General features: G+C 61.8%; 20 protein-coding genes. 5 read left to right on the top strand and 15 right to left on the bottom strand.

The window, feature by feature from the left end:
• Positions 1-125: 125 nt before the first annotated feature.
• The 9 genes from ACKAMS_RS05805 to ACKAMS_RS05765 all read right to left on the bottom strand — a co-directional run bounded on the left by ACKAMS_RS05805 (position 126) and on the right by ACKAMS_RS05765 (position 8,650).
• Positions 126-1,184, bottom strand: a complete 1,059-nt coding sequence (locus ACKAMS_RS05805; protein WP_256921993.1) for a hypothetical protein — start codon at positions 1,182-1,184, stop codon at positions 126-128.
• A gap of 1 nt (position 1,185) precedes the next feature.
• Positions 1,186-1,785 carry a signal peptidase I gene (locus tag ACKAMS_RS05800; RefSeq protein ID WP_046380050.1) on the bottom strand — a complete coding sequence of 200 codons (600 nt, stop codon included), beginning with the start codon at positions 1,783-1,785 and terminating at the stop codon, positions 1,186-1,188.
• Between the two features lie 8 nt (positions 1,786-1,793).
• On the bottom strand, positions 1,794-2,399 hold the full coding sequence (locus ACKAMS_RS05795; protein ID WP_021345457.1) for a SipW-dependent-type signal peptide-containing protein: 606 nt from the start codon (positions 2,397-2,399) through the stop codon (positions 1,794-1,796).
• A gap of 9 nt (positions 2,400-2,408) precedes the next feature.
• Positions 2,409-3,149 carry a signal peptidase I gene (locus ACKAMS_RS05790; RefSeq protein ID WP_019745194.1) on the bottom strand — a complete coding sequence of 247 codons (741 nt, stop codon included), beginning with the start codon at positions 3,147-3,149 and terminating at the stop codon, positions 2,409-2,411.
• A complete protein-coding gene (locus ACKAMS_RS05785; RefSeq protein ID WP_408988735.1) occupies positions 3,146-3,688 on the bottom strand; it encodes a hypothetical protein in 543 nt (180 codons plus the stop codon). The genes ACKAMS_RS05790 and ACKAMS_RS05785 overlap by 4 nt, the downstream gene beginning before the upstream one ends.
• Before the next feature lie 22 nt (positions 3,689-3,710).
• Positions 3,711-4,211, bottom strand: coding sequence for an alternate-type signal peptide domain-containing protein (locus ACKAMS_RS05780; RefSeq protein WP_020970703.1), 501 nt, complete (start codon positions 4,209-4,211; stop codon positions 3,711-3,713).
• 218 nt (positions 4,212-4,429) lie between these two features.
• On the bottom strand, positions 4,430-5,371 hold the full coding sequence (locus ACKAMS_RS05775; RefSeq protein ID WP_257209792.1) for an Ig-like domain-containing protein: 942 nt from the start codon (positions 5,369-5,371) through the stop codon (positions 4,430-4,432).
• 727 nt (positions 5,372-6,098) lie between these two features.
• A complete protein-coding gene (locus ACKAMS_RS05770) occupies positions 6,099-7,694 on the bottom strand; it encodes an amidohydrolase (RefSeq protein WP_408988734.1) in 1,596 nt (531 codons plus the stop codon).
• The gene (locus ACKAMS_RS05765) at positions 7,691-8,650 is read right to left on the bottom strand and encodes a DMT family transporter (RefSeq protein WP_070386419.1); all 960 of its coding nucleotides are present in this window, start codon (positions 8,648-8,650) and stop codon (positions 7,691-7,693) included. Before ACKAMS_RS05765 ends, ACKAMS_RS05770 begins: the two co-directional genes overlap by 4 nt.
• Positions 8,651-8,701: 51 nt before the next feature.
• Here ACKAMS_RS05765 and ACKAMS_RS05760 point away from each other — a divergent pair, with 51 nt between their 5' ends.
• Positions 8,702-9,259, top strand: a complete 558-nt coding sequence (locus tag ACKAMS_RS05760; RefSeq protein WP_003940110.1) for a TetR/AcrR family transcriptional regulator — start codon at positions 8,702-8,704, stop codon at positions 9,257-9,259.
• Between the two features lie 208 nt (positions 9,260-9,467).
• The gene (locus ACKAMS_RS05755; RefSeq protein WP_092764343.1) at positions 9,468-11,108 is read left to right on the top strand and encodes an ABC-F family ATP-binding cassette domain-containing protein; all 1,641 of its coding nucleotides are present in this window, start codon (positions 9,468-9,470) and stop codon (positions 11,106-11,108) included.
• Between the two features lie 69 nt (positions 11,109-11,177).
• On the opposite strand, the gene ACKAMS_RS05750 is transcribed toward ACKAMS_RS05755, so the two are convergent.
• From ACKAMS_RS05750 to ACKAMS_RS05725, 6 genes are all read right to left on the bottom strand, one after another.
• Positions 11,178-11,666, bottom strand: coding sequence for a nuclear transport factor 2 family protein (locus ACKAMS_RS05750; RefSeq protein WP_042952875.1), 489 nt, complete (start codon positions 11,664-11,666; stop codon positions 11,178-11,180).
• A gap of 27 nt (positions 11,667-11,693) precedes the next feature.
• Positions 11,694-13,007: an MFS transporter gene (locus ACKAMS_RS05745; protein WP_007731424.1), complete on the bottom strand. Its 1,314-nt coding sequence runs from the start codon at positions 13,005-13,007 to the stop codon at positions 11,694-11,696.
• A 76-nt stretch (positions 13,008-13,083) separates the two neighbouring features.
• On the bottom strand, positions 13,084-14,541 hold the full coding sequence (locus ACKAMS_RS05740; RefSeq protein WP_408988733.1) for an FAD-dependent oxidoreductase: 1,458 nt from the start codon (positions 14,539-14,541) through the stop codon (positions 13,084-13,086).
• The gene (locus ACKAMS_RS05735; protein ID WP_408988732.1) at positions 14,538-15,320 is read right to left on the bottom strand and encodes an SDR family NAD(P)-dependent oxidoreductase; all 783 of its coding nucleotides are present in this window, start codon (positions 15,318-15,320) and stop codon (positions 14,538-14,540) included. The genes ACKAMS_RS05740 and ACKAMS_RS05735 overlap by 4 nt, the downstream gene beginning before the upstream one ends.
• On the bottom strand, positions 15,313-16,149 hold the full coding sequence (locus ACKAMS_RS05730) for an SDR family NAD(P)-dependent oxidoreductase (RefSeq protein WP_007731420.1): 837 nt from the start codon (positions 16,147-16,149) through the stop codon (positions 15,313-15,315). Before ACKAMS_RS05730 ends, ACKAMS_RS05735 begins: the two co-directional genes overlap by 8 nt.
• A gap of 49 nt (positions 16,150-16,198) precedes the next feature.
• Positions 16,199-16,648: a nuclear transport factor 2 family protein gene (locus tag ACKAMS_RS05725; protein WP_021345469.1), complete on the bottom strand. Its 450-nt coding sequence runs from the start codon at positions 16,646-16,648 to the stop codon at positions 16,199-16,201.
• Positions 16,649-16,786: 138 nt separating this feature from the next.
• Here ACKAMS_RS05725 and ACKAMS_RS05720 point away from each other — a divergent pair, with 138 nt between their 5' ends.
• The 3 genes from ACKAMS_RS05720 to ACKAMS_RS05710 all read left to right on the top strand — a co-directional run bounded on the left by ACKAMS_RS05720 (position 16,787) and on the right by ACKAMS_RS05710 (position 19,354).
• Positions 16,787-17,509 carry an IclR family transcriptional regulator gene (locus tag ACKAMS_RS05720; protein ID WP_029256190.1) on the top strand — a complete coding sequence of 241 codons (723 nt, stop codon included), beginning with the start codon at positions 16,787-16,789 and terminating at the stop codon, positions 17,507-17,509.
• Positions 17,510-17,640: 131 nt separating this feature from the next.
• Positions 17,641-18,606, top strand: a complete 966-nt coding sequence (locus tag ACKAMS_RS05715) for a pirin family protein (protein WP_020970712.1) — start codon at positions 17,641-17,643, stop codon at positions 18,604-18,606.
• A 1-nt stretch (position 18,607) separates the two neighbouring features.
• On the top strand, positions 18,608-19,354 hold the full coding sequence (locus ACKAMS_RS05710; protein WP_020970713.1) for a pirin-like bicupin family protein: 747 nt from the start codon (positions 18,608-18,610) through the stop codon (positions 19,352-19,354).
• The last annotated feature ends 37 nt before the right edge of the window (positions 19,355-19,391 follow it).

Below are 19,391 nucleotides of genomic sequence, written 5' to 3'. Positions count from 1 at the left end.
AAACCTCACCAGCGGGCGACCGGCCGGTTACCTGTTGCCCGACACGATCAGAGCATGCGGATCCACGCCTGTGCCCCCGGGTCCGCAGACTCGGGGGCACAGACGAGATATCGAGTGATCAGCCGCTACCCGAAGTCAGGCATGTTCTGCCCGCTGTCCTTGTAGAACTTCCACGTGCCGTCCTGCGGCGACTCCATGATGCGGTAGACCTCGGTTGCCCCGACAATCCACAACTGGCCGTCGTACCAGTGCAGAGTGGAACCCGATTCGACACGGCCACTTGCGAGTTCGTTGCCGTCGGCGTCGACCACTGCAACCTTGTTGCCACCCGCAGTCCAGCCGCCGGTGAGGCCGCCACTCTCGACTGTGTCCGTGAGAACCGGCTTCGGATCCGCCGAGGGAGTGGTCTCCGGCGACGTGGTTTCCGGGGTGGTCGGGGCCGGAGTTGTCGTGCTCGGTGCCGTCGTGGTCGTGGCCTCGGTTGTGCTGGTCGGCTCGGTGGACGTTGTCGGATCGACGGTCTCGCTCGTGGACGGAGCTTGGGTAGTGGTCGTCTCCAACGCATCCGGCTCGTTCGGCACCATCGCTTCGGCCTGCATCCTGCTCAGAGGGTTCGCCCCGTTGGGTGCCGGTGTCGTCGGATCCCAGGTGTTGGTATTTTCCCAGGCCTGGTTAGCCAATTGCGGACCACGATTACCCTCGCATTCGGTCCTGTTACTTACGAGGTCCTTATGGGTTATCTCGACAGACGACATGAAACCAGATGAGATTGCCGGCCCGTTCACGGTGTACACCCGCGCCCACATCACATTGCGACTGCCATGGGTAATTCCACTGATCGACGTTTGGCTCGCCGACAGATTATCCGTTCGAACGATGTAGCTCGGATCGGATTTCCTCACGAAAACCACCTTGTACCCCGTGACACCTGGAACCGCGGGCCAGCTCAGGTTTGCTCTACGTCCCAATAGGTCTGCTCCTCCCGACGTCGAGCAGTTCACAGTCGAGGTCAACGGCGTCGGATAAAAGTTGCCCGTCGCCACCTGTGCGCCAGTCGAATTGACCGCGTCAGTTGGATTGGCCAACGTCCCGGTGGTCTGAGCCAGGCCGAAAGCCATTGCAGCAGCGCCGCCGATGGCGATCAACGACCGCAGCGACTTCATGCGGGTGCTAGCCCGACGCATTTCAATCATTATGAGCCTCCTGAAGCTCCCCGCAGGTTTCGTCAGCATCGACGCGGGCGTCATTTGTAGTGGCGGCGCGGGCATTCTCCAGACGCCGGTCTTTAGTTCGTCCAAATGCGATGACCAGCACCGCGCCTACCAATCCGCCACCGAGGAAAGTTGCGAGCGGACTGGAAAGCCAAGCAACGACATAGCCGAGCCCACCGACACTGGTGAACACGCGGTCCGCCTCGGTGATGGTGTACGGCAGCCGATCAGCCACATTGTTGGCATCGCCCTTGAGCGTGGCGAGCACGGTGTCCGCTCCTGCCGATTCGAGTTCGACCACGCGGTGGGTGATGCGCACGCCTTGGTCGTTGTCGACGCTGATCACGTCGCCGACAGCGAGTTCAGTTGCAGGCACGGTCTTCGCCAGCGCCAGCGCACCGGTGGAGATTGCAGGTTCCATCGAACCCGAGCGGAACACCAGTGGTTTGATCCCGAATATCAGGGACGCGAGAGTGGCGATTATGCAGATGAGCCCGGCGACCGCAGCCACATTCAGGGCAATTTCCTTGCCGCGACTGCGTCCCACGGTCACCTCCTCATCGGTGCTGTCCATCGCGATGATCACTGCCCCGTTGCGGTGAAGTTGAAGCCCAGATCGGCGATCTTGAACTGCTCCGTCTGACCTGCGGTCGAATCGACGGTCACCTTGATACACACCTGCTCCGAAACACCGGCAGCGAGTGATCTGCCGGAGACGAGTGTCGGGTTGCCGGAGAACGCTTGCTGCGTCCCGATGATCGGTCCTGAACAGGTACTGCCGTCGTTGGCACCGCTCTGATGTAGAGAAACCTTGAGCTTCCCGATCAGCGCGGACGAGCCGGTGGCCGTTGCCGATACTGCCCACTGGAAGTTGGCCGTTCCGGTGTTCTGAACCGTCAATGCCCCGGCCTCACTCTGGCCTGGCAGCATGCTGTTGCGCTTGAGTTCGGTGAATTGGTGTGCGGGCCGCTGGTTGTCGACTTTCAGCTGGACCGACGAAGTGCTGAACATGCCGGTGGTCGCGGTAGCGCTGTCGGACCACGCCGCCATCGTGCCGACCGCTCCGAGGCCCAGGACCATGCCGAGAGAGAGCACGGCCCGGGTACGTATCCAACCGGTCTCGCCCAGACGGCTTCGCATCCGCGCCCCGAGACGCGCGCCGCCGCCCGATTTCTGTTCTGTAGACATTCTGCTGTCCTATTTCGATTCGGAGTTTGGTGCCGATGGATCGGCGGGCAATACCGGCGCGCCGAGTTCAGGGCCGGAAAGAGTCGGGTCGGTGCCACTTTCGTCGTCATCGGCCTTGCCCCGCTTGTCGCGGATGCCACTGACGACCATCCACACGGCATATACAGCCAGGCCCGCAGCCACTCCCGTCGTGAGAATCGAACGCGATTGCCCGTTGATCACCGAGTTCACCCGGCCCAGATACGGCACCGAGTAGATGACCCGACCACGGATCTGCTCGGGCACCAGCGACCACGAGTCGGCGACGGGGTTGTTGTCGCCGCGAGTGTGGATGCGACGCTCCCCTTCCCCGGTGTAGTAGATGCCCTCGATGCGGTGGGTGACCACCGCTGGATCGCCGGAGACGGGCTGGAACGTGATCACGTCCCCGGTGGTCAGATCCTCGTTGGGAGTCGGCTTGACCACTATGAGCGTGCCAGGGGGCATGGTGGGTTCCATCGAGCCGGTGAGAACCGTGTACGCGGTGGAGCCGGTGAGTCGAGGGATAACGACCATCACCGCGAGAACGCCGATCATCAACAGCAACAGCACCCACGAGACGATGGTGCGAGTCCACCACCAGAGGGTGGTCTTCTCTCCTGAGTCTTGTTCGGGATCATGTTGCCGCTCAGATGTTTCCACGTGTGCGCTGTGCCGGGGTCGATACTCGGCACGTTCGCCCGCGCGCCGGCTTCTCGCGGTGACGGTCATGACTGGCTCACTGAGCTTGCGTCGAAGGTGAACGTCGCGTTGGACTGTTGGCTCGCTGCCGCGCCCTGGCCCAGCGTGGCCCGCAGGCACAACACCTGCATCTGCCCGGCCGGAACCAGCTGCTCCGAAAAGGCCGCACCGTCCATGGCACCGTTGTAGAGCTCAGTGCCCACGTCACCAGTGGCGGTGCAGGCCGCCTCGTTGGCTACCTTGGCCACGCGCAGGCTCAGCGGCGGTGGGGTGGCGCCGTTGAGTACAACATCGGAAAGCATGTAGTTCATCTGCACATTGCCGGAGTTGATCACCGGCAAGGGCATCTGAATGCTGTCGCCCGGGCCCTTGTTGTCCAACTTGAACCCATCGAGGTTGAACTGCTTGACCCCTTCACCGCCGGCAGAGATATCGAGCATGCCTGCCTGAATAGTGCCGCCGGTCGATTCTGCGGTATCGCGCCACAGCGCGCCGGTCTGCTGCACCGAGACGAACCCGATGAGCAGAACCGACGACGCTGCGATCGCCCATTTGTATTGGGTCTTCACGTGACCTTCTTCTGGTCTCGAATTACGGGGTGAGCGTCTGCTCGAGGGTGACCGAGGCTCCGGACAGCGTGGCGGCCTCGCCCGCACCGTCCGTGTCGGTGGTGGCTGGCTTGAACGTGATCGTGGTGGTGATATCCCGCGTGCCGGTGCCCGCGGTGACGCTCGCGTTCTGGCCACCGGCAGTCGCGACCTCCAGCTTGCTCGCGAGAGCCCCGGAAATACCGCCGACGGTCGGTGTGAGCGTGGCCTTGAGGTTGGTGCCGACGAGGTTGTAGTTGTACGTCGCGGTGTAGGTGAGGACGTCACCGGGGACGATTTTGTCGGTGGTCGGGTTGAATGCATTCCCGCCGAGCTTCCACACACCGGAGCCCGCCGCTTCGCTGATCGTCATCGAGCCCGCGCCTACTGTCTGGCTTCCGCCAGTGCCGGTCGATGCATTCCACGCGGCCATGGTGCCCGCACCGCCTGCGAGCAGAACAGCAGCCGCACCTGCGGCGATCGCACCCTTTGTGGTCTTGTTCATCTGGTATTCCTCCTGTGCAGTTCGCGGCGGGACATCCGACGCGCTTGGTTGAGCCCGGGCCGTGCGGATGTGCACTCCGGTGAAACAGCCCCAGGAAGGGGCATGGGAAATGAAGCCGCCGAATTGAATTCGGTGACCGAGAAGGCCGGCGATGCGCGGAGATGGTCGAGATCGCCCCGCGCATCGCGAGTTCTAAGTGGCCGGTTGGGCCGGAGTGGTTATCCGCCGAGGCTTCCGAAGAGATCCAGGCTTCCGAGCGAACCGGTGCTACTGCCGAGCGAACCGCTGCTGCTGCCACCCGGATCGGTAGTTTTCGCCGTGACCTTGACCGTGACTCCCGCGGAGGCGGGGCTGGTCCCACCCGCATTTGTCGCAGTGGCGGTGATCGGATGACTGCCGGGTGTGGTGATAGTCAAGTTGCAGCTGAAGTCCCCACTCGCATCCGCGGTGGCGGTGCAGGTGGCACCCCCTCCGGTGACAGTGACGGTGCTGTTCGGCTCTGCCTTGCCGGAGACCTTGACGGGTGTACCCGCCTCTACCTCGGCGGCGCCCAGAGACAAGTCGGTCGGAGCACTGGGGGCGACCACAGCAGGCTCGCCCTCCACCAGAACCAGACCCCAGCCGGGGTTGATCTCGTATCCCTGCAGGACTTCGCTGGCCGGGATACCAATCATGAAACCGACCATCACGTTGACGTTCTGCGCGAGAGGCGTCTTCACCAACTCGATCCGAGTCGCGGAATTCGCATCCGGTCCGATCACGAATTGCTGGCCGACCTGGCTGCCGATTTTGCCCCGCACTGTCGCGGTGCCGCCGCCCGAGACGGACCAGCCCTCGCTGAAGAGTGTGAGCGTAGCGGGAAGGTCGCAGACATTGCGGACGTCGAAGGCCATCTGCGTGCCCTCATCTCCGGGAATCGGGATGTAGTCGGTTCCATCGGGCCCGAAGGCTGGCGGCTTGACCCACGGTCCACCGTTCTGGGACATCTCCAGGCACTGGTCAGTGATGTCGTCGCCCGGGGCAGCCACGGCGGTACCGGGAGCAAGCAGCGCACCCGAGGTCGCGAGGAGCACTGCAGCCGGCAGCGCCGCCAACACAGCAGTGGCGCGCCGGGGGAGACGGGATTCGCGTCCGTCCCCGACCGGGAAAAATCGAGGCATGTGAAGACTCATTTCGTCTGTCCCGTTGCCGGGCATTGGGGTGGTAAGACGACAGATCCAGGTACATCCGCCATCGGTGCCGAACATGTTGCAGAAGGCTTGCGAGCCGAACCGTGACGCTGTGCATGCCCTCGCTCATACATAGCTACTGCTCCGCTTCGGATCAATTTTTATCACACGTATCAGCTTTTGTGGCGGTTTTACTGGTCAAACGTTCAGGAGGAATTCGAACACTCCATGCGGGTGAATTATGCGCGCTGACCAGTACTGTTGGAAACAGTTAGCTGCGCTTCGTAACTTGTTCCCGAAAAACCTTTTGGTGCCGAAGGGGCGATTCGTTCCGCTCGTTACGAGAACACGTTCTACATACTCTTGGTATGTCCGAGGATATTCACGAACGAACTCGCCGAGAACAGCGACCCTCGAGCAAACAGAAGGATCGAACCGTTTCGAGCACGTGCTGCATTTCGTTCACGAACGCCACGGACACGGGCATCGTCGATCGCTGCGCCTCGCCGGATCAGACGGCCATGACAAACCCTCGCACGCCCCGAAACCAGCACTCCACCAATAACTTTGTCCGACCATCGAATAGCGACTGCCCCTGGCGCATCCAAAGCTGTGGGCCGGGAAGCAAATTCGCTACCCGGCCCACGTGCGTCTACAGTTGCGAAGCCGGTAAGGAGTTGACTACCGGCACCCAATCCCAAGGTAAAACTACGAGCACCTACACCTCGAAGACGGTCTCACCGCCGACAACCGTGCGCAGGACCGACAGTTCGTTCAATTCCTGAGAAGCGCTCCGCAACGGATCTCCGTCGAGCACAACAAAATCCGCCAAAAGTCCCACCGCTATCCGACCTTTGTCCGATGACTCACCGGTGAGACGGGCGGCAGCGCTTGTGTAACCGGCCAACGCATCGGACGCGGAAACCCGTTGCTCTGCACCCAGAACATGACCTTCTCGCGTCACACGGTGTACGGCTGTGTTCATCGTGAAGAGCGGGTTCACGGGAGTGACAGGGCAGTCGCAATGCAGCGCGTAGGCAAGCCCCGCCGCCACGACCGACGCCACGGGGCTGATCCGCTCGCCACGAACCGGTCCGAGGAACCGATCACGGTGCCGGTCGCCCCAGTAGTAGACGTGGTTCACGAAGATCGACGCCACCGCCCCGAGTTCGACCATCCGCACGATCTGATCTTCCCGCAACGTCTGAACGTGCTCGAGTCGATGCGAAACTTCGACGTCCGGGTGTGCCGTCCGTGCCGCTGCAATTGCGTCCAGTGCAAAATCGATGGCTTGATCACCGTTGGTATGAATCGCAACCTGCCGGCCGGCAGCGTGATGTTCCGCGACGAGCACCCCGAGTGCACCTGCCGGGATTGCCATTCCGCCGCAGTGGCATCCGCCCAGATCGTGGTACGGCTCGGTCAGGGCAGCGGTGTGCAACTGAATCGACCCGTCCGAAATGAGTTTGACGCCGCCCACACGAACTCGGTCTGTCGAATCGGCGAGTTCACCCAATTGATCGTGCACCCCGTGGCCGAGGTAGAGGCGCGCACGCAGACGCAGTTCACCATCAGCGTCCAGTTGTCGGTACGCCTCGTACATCTCGGCTGTGACGTACATGTCGTGAAAACTTGTCACGCCCACCGAAGCCATGACTTCCTGCGCCCGCAGCATCGCGATCTTGGACGCATCCGGGTTCATATCCGGAACAAGTCCGTGTACCAGAGACATTGCCGGAACCTCGCACAGTTCACCGGTGGGTACACCGGCGCTGTCCCGAACGATGACACCACCCTCCGGATCGACCGTGGTGGCATCGATCCCGGCCTTCTCCAGTGCGACCGAGTTGACATAGATCCCGTGAGCAGACAAGTGCCGCACCAGAATCGGATGCTCGGTGGATGCCTTGTCCAGATCAGCTGCGGTCAGACCTCGATCCTCCGCCACGAGGCTGTCGTCGAAGCCCCACGCTTCTATGGGCTCGCCAACTGGTGTGATCGCGGCCCGCGCGGCCAACGCCGTGATCAACTGCTCGATGGTCGGGCACGCACTCGTCGTTGCGTCGACCCCACTGAGCATCAAACCCCACATCATCGGATGAAGGTGCGTCTCGATGAACCCCGGAACAATCACCGCTCCGGCGAGATCGACAACGGAGGTTTCGGAATCGGTCAGCGCCGAGATCTCGGCGTCAGTTCCGAGAGCGACAAATCTGCCGTCCTTGACGGCCACAGCGGTCGCGTTATCGCTGACAGCACCGTCCATGGTCCTGATCTCGCCGTTGATGTAGATGTGGTCAGCCACCGGTGTCATACGCTTGTCTCCATTCGTTTTCCGACTACAGTCGTCGAGGACTTCTTCGCAGGTATCCGCGTCGCCACAACCACTCCGGCCAAAATCATTCCGGCACCCGCAAGTTGGACGAGTGTTGGGGTCTGCGCAAGCATCACCGCGCCGAACAGCAGTGCCGACGCCGATTGCAACACCAGGCTGGCGGCGACTGCACTGGCAGGCAGACGCTGACTGGCGCTTGCCACCAGGAGCCACCCGATCACCTGAGATACCAACGCGAGCAGCACAAGCCAGCCTTGAGCTACGAGCGAAGGGGTCAGATCCAAAGTTCCACTCACGAGGCCGTATACACCTGCAGTGAGGGCAGTGGCTCCCGTCGAGACGAACATCGGCAGAGCCGTTCTACCCGCCGCCCGAGTAGCCAGACCCATCAGGAAGATGTAGACCGCGTAGGCGCCTGCGGCGATCACGGCAAACGACACTCCGACAGCAGGATTCGACCCCGTGAGCGTTGTGCTCGTCCCGGCTACCAGAGCAACTCCGACGAAGAGCAACGGAAGGCTGGCGACCAGTTCCCGGCCGATCCGTTGGCGCAGAACAACGTAGCCGAGGATTGCGACGAACAGCACTTGCAAATTCAGGATCACAGTCGAAAGACCTGCCCCGATCGAATGAATCGACTCGTGCCAGAGCACCAGATCGATTCCGAGGAACGCGCCGGCAAGCAAAGACTTCACGATCCAGGGCGCCGAGATCGAAGGCCGGGATGACCGACGACGCTGAACGAGCACGAGTATGCCGAGAGGGATGAGCGCATAGAGACACCGAAAGAAGGCACCCGTCGACGGAGACACTCCTGAGAGTTCATAGAGCACCGAGGTCAACCCGAGGATGCATGCACCGGTGACGACTACGCGCAGGTCACGACGGCGTAGTTGATCGCCGGACGGCACGCGTGGCGATACTTCATCACTCATGGTGATAATGTATCACCGACGCAAAGCCTGTCATACAGGGAAGATGCGTGCATGAGAACTCCGGTTACCCGTGAACGCGTGATCGCTGCCGCAGCCGACCTGGTCGACAGCAAAGGCGCCGACGCTCTGGTACTGAGTCAACTCGCCGAGACCCTCGACGTCCGGCAGTCAGCCCTGTACAAACACGTCGACGGGGTCGACGACGTCCACCATCAACTCAGCCTCCTCGCACGCAACCTTCTCGCCGAACAACTGCGTGCCGCCGCGGTTGGTCTCTCGCGCGACGACGCCGTCATGGCGCTCGCAGACGCATGGCGTGCCTTCGTCCGGGTGCACCCCGGGCTCTACGCCATCACCGACCGCTACCCCACTGCTCCGCATCCCGATCTGGTCTCCGCCGTGGGCGAGGTGGTAGACGTCATCAACAAGGTGATCGCGGGATACGGTCTGAGCCCGGATGATTCGGAGCAGGCGGCGTGGTCTCTTCGTAGCGCGCTGCACGGTTTCTGCATCCTCGAATCGGTAGAGGGCCAACCGGCCGGCACCGACCCGGATCGGGTGTATCGAAGACTGGTCGAACTTCTCTGCGCCGGTATTGCTCGTATGTAAATACCGGCTCCTGTTATCGTCGGATGAAACCGCACAGACCAAAAAGGATCAGACATGGTTGGTGAACTCGACATCTCCGGATAAAACCGGGCATGACGGCCACCGGCAGACGCCTCGGAGCGCTGCCGTAGTGGCCATGTTGTCGTTCACTTACCCGACTTTTTGCGGAGCAGCGTTGCCGCGCCCGCACGACACCTGAGGTCTATTCATGTCCGATACCTACATCGTTTGCTCGAATCTGTCTTTTGCCTGGCCGGACGACACTCCGGTCTTCGACGAATTGTCCTTCACGGTGCCCGGTGGCCGAACCGGGCTGGTTGCCCAGAACGGCGTCGGGAAAAGCACTCTGCTCAGATTGATCGCCGGTCAACTCCGCCCACGCGCCGGCAGTGTGTCCGTCGACGGCGTTCTCGGATACCTTCCGCAAGACCTTCCACTGACGGGCGATCTGACCGTTGCCGAGGTCTTGGGCATCGCCCCGACGCTCGCTGCGCTGGACGCTGTCGAATCCGGAGACACACGAGAAGAACACTTCACGACAATCGGGTCCGACTGGGACGTCGAAGAGCGGACCCGAGCCCAACTCGGCCGACTCAGTTTGAGTGACATGACGTTTGATCGTCGTCTCGACACTCTGAGCGGCGGGCAGGTCGTCTCGCTCGGACTGGTGGCTCAACTCCTGCGACGCCCCGATGTCCTTCTCCTCGACGAACCCACCAACAATCTCGACCTTGACGCGCGCCGCAGACTTTACGACGTTCTCGACGACTGGAGTGGCTGTCTGTTGGTAGTCAGCCACGATCGAGGACTACTCGACCGTATGGACCGCATCGCCGAACTTCACAGCGGCGAGATCAGCTTCTACGGTGGCAATTTCACCGACTACGAAGCTGCGGCACGCTCGGCTCGCGAGGTGGCGGAGAAGAACATCCGCAACGCCGAGCAGGACGTCAAACGCGAGAAGCGCGAACTGCAGCAGGCCCGAGAACGCGCTTCACGACGCGCAAGTAACGCTGCCCGCAATCTCGGGAACGCGGGCTTGCCCAAGATCTTTGCGGGGACCATGAAGCGCAATGCTCAGGAGTCGGCCGGCAAGGCGAACGAGACACACCTCGCCCGGGTCGACGCGGCAAAGGACCGACTCGACAGAGCGGGCCGCGCTCTTCGAGACGACCAGACGATTTCGCTCGAACTGCCAGGCACTCACGTACCCGCCGGACGCATGGTGTTCTTTGGTGAGCGAATGCAATTCGCGTTCGGCGATCGTGAGATCTTCGCCGACCCCGGCATTGACCTGGCCATTCGAGGACCGGAGCGTATCGCGTTGACCGGGCCGAACGGCGCCGGAAAGTCGACGCTACTTCGCATCGTCAACGGGGATGTTGCGCCGACTTCCGGTGAGGTCAAGCGAGCCGACGGCCGGGTGGCATATCTGTCGCAGAGGCTCGACCTACTCGACCCCGCACGCACCGTCGCCGAGAACTTTGCATTGTCGGCTCCAGGCCTTCCGGCCCCGGAACGCATGAACATCCTGGCGCGCTTCCTCTTTCGGGGTGCGGGTGCTCACCTACCCGTCGCTGCACTCTCGGGCGGTGAACGGCTGCGGGCTACGTTGGCATGCGTTCTCTTCGCCGATCCGGCCCCGCAATTGCTTCTTCTCGACGAGCCGACCAACAACCTCGACTTGGTGAGCGTTGCTCAACTCGAAAGTGCCCTGAATGCATATCAGGGGGCGTTCGTGGTGGTCAGCCACGACGAGAGATTCCTGGCCGAGGTCAAGGTCGAACGCTGGCTCAGGCTCTCGGACGGCCGTTTGACCGAGGTCGCCGCACCGGACGCAGTGGGCTGACACGACCAGTGAACAGGCGAAAGGCCTTCACACACATCGTGTGTGAAGGCCTTTCGTCTGCACTACTGGTCAAGGCGTCCTGGTGTACACCGGATCGTCGAAGGATCGGCGTTGGGTCACCCAGTCAGTGGGCAGAACGTTTTCGATCACGTCTTCACGGGATTCGTCGAACACGACGATCCGATCGGCGATTCGCCACTCACCACGGCGCCTTTCGAACCTGTCGACGTAACGGCACTTGATCGTGGCAAGCGTCTGCACCGAATCCGTACCGGAACGCTCCTGCCGCAGAAAACACAAACAGTACGACTCACACTGAGCGACATCGCCGTTGACGTCGATCAGTATGTTGGAAATGCAGTGAATCGACGAGTCGATCGTCTTGTGCCTGAGCTTCATGTCTTCGATGAGCCCGTCGACAGTTCCGATGTAACCACCGTGGTTGTCTATCGCGTCGTCGAAGTAGCAGAAGGCTACGCTGTCGAAATCTTTCCGATCGACGGCCCGAGCGTAGCGATACAGAACTTCGGTGATTTCTTGCTTGTCAGCGAGGGACACAGCCCGTCTCCTGTTCTCCCGAGGTGATCAATCAACCTGCAGTTCAACGCCCTTGGTCTCCTTGATGAAGAAGACCGTGACGAGGGTGATCACGGCACAGAACACGAAGTATCCGGCCGGGGCGAGAGAGTTACCGGTCAAGCTGATGAGATAGGTGGCGATGAAGGGCGCGGTGCCACCGAGGAACATGTTGGTGACGTTGTTACCCAAGGCCAGACCGCTGTACCGCACAGATGCTTTCAGCATTTCGACATAGGTCACGTACGAAGCACCGTTGACAACGGAAACGCAGATGAAGAGCACCGACTGACCGACAACCGCCTGCCAGATACCAGAACCGGCCATCATCATGAACATCGGGATTCCGAGAACCACTGCGGCGGCACTACCGGCGAACAGCACCGGCCGACGCCCGTACTTGTCTGCCATGTATCCCGAGATCGGCAACGTGATGACGCCGAGAACCAGCGCAAGAGAAGTGGAAAGGAAGGCAACGCGCGACGAGTGACCGCCGGTGGTCTGCAGGTACGTCGCGGCATATACCGAGGCGATGTAGTAGCCACCGGTGATGAGTGCGCCCAGCAGGATGATCTTGACGACGCTGCCACCGGAGGTGCTGAGCAGCTCACGGATGGGAAGCTTCTTGGTCTCACCCTTGTCCTGCAGTTCTTCGAACTGAGGAGTGTCTTCCATCTGGCTACGGATCCAGATACCGATGCCACCGATCAGCAGGCTGAGCAGGAACGGGATACGCCACGCCCACTCGAGGATCTGCTCTTGCGAGAATACCGACGTCAGGCCGAGGGCCATGAGCGAAGCAGCCAGCGAACCCAGGTAGGTGCCGGTATTGACCATCGACGTCTGCGTCGCTCGCCACCGCTTGGGAGCGGACTCGGAGACAAAAGCGTTGGCACCGCCGAGTTCACCGCCGGCCGCGAAGCCCTGCAGGCAACGAGCCAGAACGAGGATGGACGTGGCCCACACACCCAGCGTGGCGTACGTCGGCAGCAAGCCCATGCCTGCTGTCGCCAGAACCATCAGAAGGATGGTCCAGGAGAGAGCATTCTTTCGGCCGTACTTGTCGCCGATGTGGCCGAAGAAGATTCCGCCGGGCACGCGTAGGAAGAAGGCCACGGCAAATGCTGCAAAGGTACCGAGCAGTGCTGCGTTCGGGTCGTGGGAAACGAAGAACAGCGCGGCGATTGTCGTGGCCATGTATCCGTAGATACCGAAGTCGTAGTACTCGACGACGGTACCGACGATGGCCGCGCGAATTACCTTCGTCGTCGACTGTCGTTCGGTTGCCACGCTGCTGCCCTCGGTGGATTCGGCTCTCGCCATGGTCTCATTCTCTGACATGTTGTTCCCTGCCTGGATTGGATACTGACTGGATTCGGTGCCGCGCAGACGTCGGACGTCAGGAGTGCGCGATGGAATGGACCGGTGCGCGCTCAGCGCTGGTCCTGGTGTAATTCGCCGCATTACGTCCCGCTACGCGGCCCATGGTCAAAGCGTTGGCAACTGCATTGCCGCCGCCCACGTATCTCAGTCCGAGGATTCCGGCGCCGGCCTCACCGGCCGCGTACAGACCCTCGATAGGTACTCCGGTGCTGCCGAGCACGGCCGCATCGGTGTTGATCTCCATTCCCGCGTGCGTGCATACGAGCTCCGCCGGAAGGATTTTCGCGGCATAGAACGGTGCTGTCGCAATAGGATCCGGGTTGCCGACGGCACCCTTGTTTCGCAGCGTGCGATGACGGAGGAAGTCGTCGTCGTGACCGCTGGGCAGTTGGTCGTTCCATCGACGCAGGGTTTGCGTCAACGTCGCAACCGGAACACCCGTAGCCACTGCGAGGTCTTCGATCGTATCCGCGCGAATCGTGCCACCGGCGGCAACTTCTTCCTCGATGCGTTCGGGATTCCAATCCGCATATCCCGGAGCCAGATTCACGCGAGCGTTCTCGTCGAAGATCATCCAACCGTATCCACCCTGATGGTCGATGATGCCGGTCGAGACGGCGTACGAGCTGTCCTCGTCCATGAATCGACGGCCGTCCTGGTTGACGTAGATCCGCGACTTCGGCGGAAAACCGGCCTGCCAGTGATGGAATCGCTGGAAGTAGACCGTGGGCAGCATCAGGCCCCAGCCGTCGCCCGCCACGGAAGCACCGAGGTTTTCGGCAAAACGAAGATGGTCTCCGCGACTCCCCTCGGCTGCGACGACGAACAAGGCGTCTCCGGCCTTGTTCGCGTCCGGGAAGTGGCGCGCCACCAAGCCAGGATCTTGCGCGAATCCACCGGAAGCAACAACGACGGCGCCCGCACGTACCTCGATGTCGTCGGCGACAACACCGACAACCCGACCGTCTTCCTCGATCAGCTTCTGCACCCGCGTTCCGAAGATGACCTCGATCCCGTGCTTACGACGAGCCTTGTCCAGCACCTGAATCAGTCCGTATCCCTGATCCTTCGGCACATGGCCGCGCCAGACATCCTCGACGCCGGCCTGGGCGAGTCCCGGTTGGTGAGCGTTACCCGAGATCGCCGCTGGAATCTCGACGCCGAGCCCGATGAGCCATTCCAGTGTCGGACCCGCGTTTTCGCAGAACGCACGAATCAACCCGGGCGAGAGCATCCACTGGTTGAGGTCCATGTAGTGCTGGAAGAACTTCTCCGCCGAGTCGTCGACGCCGAGGCCGGCCTGCACGCTTGTTCCGGCGGCCGTGAAGATTCCGGCCGAAAGCGCAGTGGATCCACCGAGTTCGGTTTCGGACTCGAACAGCAGAACGGATGCACCTTCTTCTGCCGCGGACACCGCAGCCGCGAGGCCTGCTCCGCCGCCACCGATGACAACGACGTCCCAGTGCTCGGTCATGAAAGTTCTCCAGTCTCCGCGATGATGCGGTGGTAAAGACCGTTCGACACCAACCCGCCGTCGACGGTGAGCTCCGTACCGGTGGTGTAGGTCGAACTGTTCGAGAGCAGGAACAGCACTGCTTCGGTGATCTCGTCGAGAGTTCCCATGCGTCCGAAGGGAACCGACTTCAGTGACGCGGCGACGAAGTCGTTTGCGCCGCCGAGCAGCGACGTACCGACCAGTCCCGGGTGCACAGAGTTGACGCGAATCCCCCACTGCGCGAAGTTGCCCGCGGCCGACTTCGACAGACCGGTCAAACCCCACTTGCTCGACGAGTAAGCCGGAGAGAAGTATCCGATCTGACCGGCGATGGACGAGATGTTGACGATCGATCCGCCACCACTCTCGCGCATCAGCGGCGCCACCGCCTTCATACCGTAGAACGGACCGAAGAGGTTGATCTTCATGGTCAGTTCCCAGATGTCGTTCGGGGTGTCCATGAATTCGAGCCGACGCGAGATGCCGGCGTTGTTGACCAGTCCACCGAGTTCCCCACGGGTGGTGCGAATTTCGTCGACAACCCGGTCCCAGGCCTCGGCATCGGTGACGTCTAGAAGATGAGCGGACGCCGATCCGCCGGCGGAGACAATGTCGTCGACCGCGCCGGATGAATCCGAAACATCGGCAATGCAGACATGCGAACCGCGCGCGGCGAGAGTGCGCGCGTGATGCGCTCCCATCCCGGCAGCACCGCCGGTAACGAGAACGACGCCGGGATATTTCGTGGACTCAGACATGCCGCGAACCACCGTCCACCGCAATGCTGTGCCCGGTGACGTAGCGCGCGCTGTCCGAGAGCAGGAACAGCAGCGGGCCGAAGACCTCTTCGGGCGAGCCCAGACGATGCAGCGGCACCGCGTCGAGTGCGTTCGCGAGCGCGATCGGATCTTCTTGGACCCACTTCGTCATAGCCGTGTCGATGTAGCCGGGCGCTATGGAGTTGACCCGAATACCCTTGTCTCCGAACTCCACTGCGAGCGACTCAGTGAGGTGCGCGACGGCAGCTTTCGACGTGCAGTAAGCGCCTCTCCCCTTCCGCACACGCAGCGCAGATACCGAGGACATGTTGACGATGGCGCCGCCGGGACCGAGGTGGCGTGCCGCTGCCTGAGCACCGTAGAGCACTCCTTCGACATTGACACTCAGCGTTGCGCCGATCTGCTCCGGGGTGATCTCCTCGGCCAGCGCGAACGGGAAGATACCCGCATTGTTGATCCAGAAATCGACCCGGCCGAACTCCTTCAACGCCAACTGCGCAAGCAGTTCGTGCTCGTCCGGCTTGGTGACGTCGACCCGAGCTCCGACGACGCGACCCGGCTTGTCCGCCAGTGCATTCGATTCCAGGTCCGTATTGATTCGTGCGGCCGTGGCGAGCATCTGCTCTTCGTTGATGTCGGCACCGACGACATGTACGCCGCGTGTTGCCAGCCCTTCGGCGAACGTCGCACCCATACCCTGAGCCGCGCCGGTCACCACTGCGACCTTGCCTGCCAACTCCGGGTACACCGCCGACATCTGCGTCACAACGGTGCGGCCCGGGTTCGTCTGGTCAGAGCTTTCGGTCATGATGTACTTCTCCTACTGAATATTGTTGTGCAAGAAACTTTTCGGTACTTCAGCCTTGTTCGGACACTCGAGGTGCGTCGTCTCGGGAGACGGTGCGGCGGGCGATCTTCCATTCCTCACCGACCCGAACCACGCGGTCATCGACAGTCGTCATCCGCACCAGTCGCGATTCACCGCCGCGAGCGGTGGCAACTATCTGCAGGTACCCGCGCACTGCGAGAGCACTCTCGTCCACCGCCTCGACTACGAGATTGGTCAGAACGTGCCGATGCACCTCGTCGACGGCTTCCGCAGCAGCGTAAAAGCGAGCAGCAAACGCTGCAAGGTCGCCGAAACCGACCACGGGTTCCGGATAACTGGGTGAATGAAATTCACCGTTGGCCGTGAATGTCTGCGCCCAATCCTGCTGGCGCCCAGAGTCTATGCAATGACTCTGGTGGCCGTACAGCTGTTGGATTGCGACAACATCCTCCGTTGCCACGACGCGATAGTTGCTCATGAAGGTTCTCTCCGAACACGCTGCGCTGCATCCACCCGAAGGTTGTGCAGCTCCGTAAAGTGTGCGATAATCGCACACACTGTGCGATATGTTCAAAGCGTAGGTGGCATACCTCACAAACGTCAAGAAAGGGATTTGATGTCAGAGCTGAGCGAGGAACACCGACCGCGCAAAAGCGCAGTTCAAGTGGACTCGAGCATGTCGAAAACGCTGCACCACGGACTCGAGATCTTGGAACTCCTGACGTCCTATCCGCACGGTTTGTCAGTCACGGACATTGCCGACGGAGTGGGAGTCCACCGGACTGTCGCACATCGGTTGATCCGCACGCTCGAGGCTCATCACCTGTGCCGCAAAGACTCCTTCAAGCGCGTCACTCTCGGCGCCGGACTGGTCACCCTCGCCGAACCGGTGGAACAGGATTTGCGAACCCTGGCCCGCCCGATACTTCAAGAACTTGCCGAGGCCACCGAGGCGACAGCACACCTGGTGGTCCGCGAGAGCGACACCGAAGTGCGCGCACTGATGGTGGTCGAACCGCGCAGCGCCAAGGTTCACGTCGCGTTTCATCCAGGGCAGGTTGATCCGATCGACCGCGGCTCCGCCGGGCTTTCCATTCTTGCCTCACTCCCACCGGTGAGCGGGGAACGAGAGGAAGTGACGGCGGCCCGCGCACGGGGTTACGCAGTGACCGTCGGGGAGGTCATCCCGTCCGTCCTGGGAATCTCGGCAGTCATCCCCGGCAGACGCCGCGACGCCATCTCCAGCCTCGGAATCTCCGTGTTCGACTCCGAGGATCAAGCAGCCCTGGGCGCCGAGGTCATGGCAGCGGCAAAAACCCTCGGCAGCATGTTGCGCTGATCCAGACAACAGGCTGATCCGAACACCAGTCGAGCCCCGGGAATACCCGGGGCTCGACTTTGTTGACTCCGAATGAGATAGTTGAACAATCAACTACCTGACATCAGCTTCACGGATACAAGGAGTACGACATGCCTGCTGTGACAGTCGAGAACATCTTGGCCCTGCCCCGCCTCGACGAGCCGGCAGAGTCAGCAGTCGACCGCCCCGTCAAGAGCATCACCACCGCACCGGTCGGATACGAAGGTGAAGGCTTTCCCGTCCACCGCGCGTTCGCCGGCATCGACCTCTCCGCCCTCGACCCGTTCATCCACATGGACCAGATGGGCGAAGTCAACTACGCACCCGGAGAGCCCAAGGGCACTCCGTGGCACCCGCACCGCGGCTTCGAAACCGTCACCTACATGATCGACGGCATCATGGAGCACCAGGACTCCAACGGTGGCGGCGGTGTAATCGGCGGCGGCGACACCCAGTGGATGACCGCGGGTGGCGGCATCCTTCACATCGAAACTCCGCCAGAGCACCTCGTCCTCAGCGGCGGCCTGTTCCACGGCGTCCAACTGTGGGTCAACCTGCCTCGCGACAACAAGATGGCATCTCCGCGGTACCAGGACATCACGGGCAACAAGGTGGCCCTGCTTTCCTCGCCGGACGGCGGAGCCTTGGTGCGCGTCATCGCCGGAGACATCGCCGGCCACGCCGGACCCGGATCGACGTACACACCCATCGCGCTCTCCCACACCACTATTGCCCCGGGTGCGAGCCTGACTCTGCCCTGGAACCCCGAGTTCAACGCCATCGTCTACGTGCTCGCCGGCGAAGGAACGGTCGGAGCCGAGCGTCGACCCATTCGAGTAGGGCAGACGGCTGTCTTCGGACGCGGTGACTCCATCACCGTCGCCGCTTCCGATCGCCAGGATTCGCGGACCGAATCCCTCGAGGTATTCATCCTCGGTGGCAAACCGATTCGTGAGCCCATCGCGATGGCCGGGCCGTTCGTCATGAACACCAAGTCCGAGGTCATGCAGGCCTTCGAGGACTTCCAGGCCGGACGCCTCGGATCCATCCCGGCAGCACACGAAAAGCTGAGCTGACATGTCGTCGGTGGTCGTCCAACGAGCAGCCGAACGTGCGCACCTCAACTACGGCTGGCTCACCGCGCGTCACAGTTTCCCCTTCGCCGGAAACTTCGATCACGCCGCGTACGCGCACGGACTTCTGTTGGTGAACAACGACGACATCATCGAAGCCGGCTCCGGTTTCGACACTCATCAGCACCGCGATACCGAGATCGTGACGTGGGTGCTCAGCGGATCTCTGGTTCACCAGGATTCCGCTGGGCACTCCGGCGTCATCCATCGCGGACTCGCGCAGAGAATGAGCGCCGGTACCGGAATCCTGCACTCCGAGCGCAACGATCGCTTCCGGGCCGACGGCTCACGCGTCACCGAACCCGTTCACGTCGTTCAGATGTGGATACCGCCGGACGAATCCGGAGTGACCCCGAGCTATCAGGAACTCGACATCAACTCCGAACTCGACGGCGGTGGCCTGATCACCCTGGCATCGGGGATGCCTGCGCATCGCGGTCACAGCGCCATCGGCCTGCACAACAAACATGCGGCACTACATGTTGCTCGCCTCGAGACCGGCGGGTCGGTATCTCTTCCGGATGCGCCGTACGTGCACGGGTTCATCGCCAGCGGCACTGTCGACGTCGAGGGAGTCGGATTGCTGGGACCAGGAGATTCGTTGCGACTCAAGGACACTGGCGGTCAACGAGTCGAGGGAATCGACGATGCGGAGATACTCGTGTGGGAGATGCACGCGTCGACGAACTGACGACACCACCGAGTACGCCCAATGTTCGGACTACACA

Source organism: Rhodococcus sp. 5A-K4 (assembly GCF_046097995.1).
In the GTDB taxonomy this organism is placed as follows: domain Bacteria; phylum Actinomycetota; class Actinomycetes; order Mycobacteriales; family Mycobacteriaceae; genus Rhodococcus_F; species Rhodococcus_F erythropolis.
The sequence above is the reverse complement of the archived record's forward strand: the minus strand, read 5'-3'. Positions and strand labels throughout refer to the sequence as shown.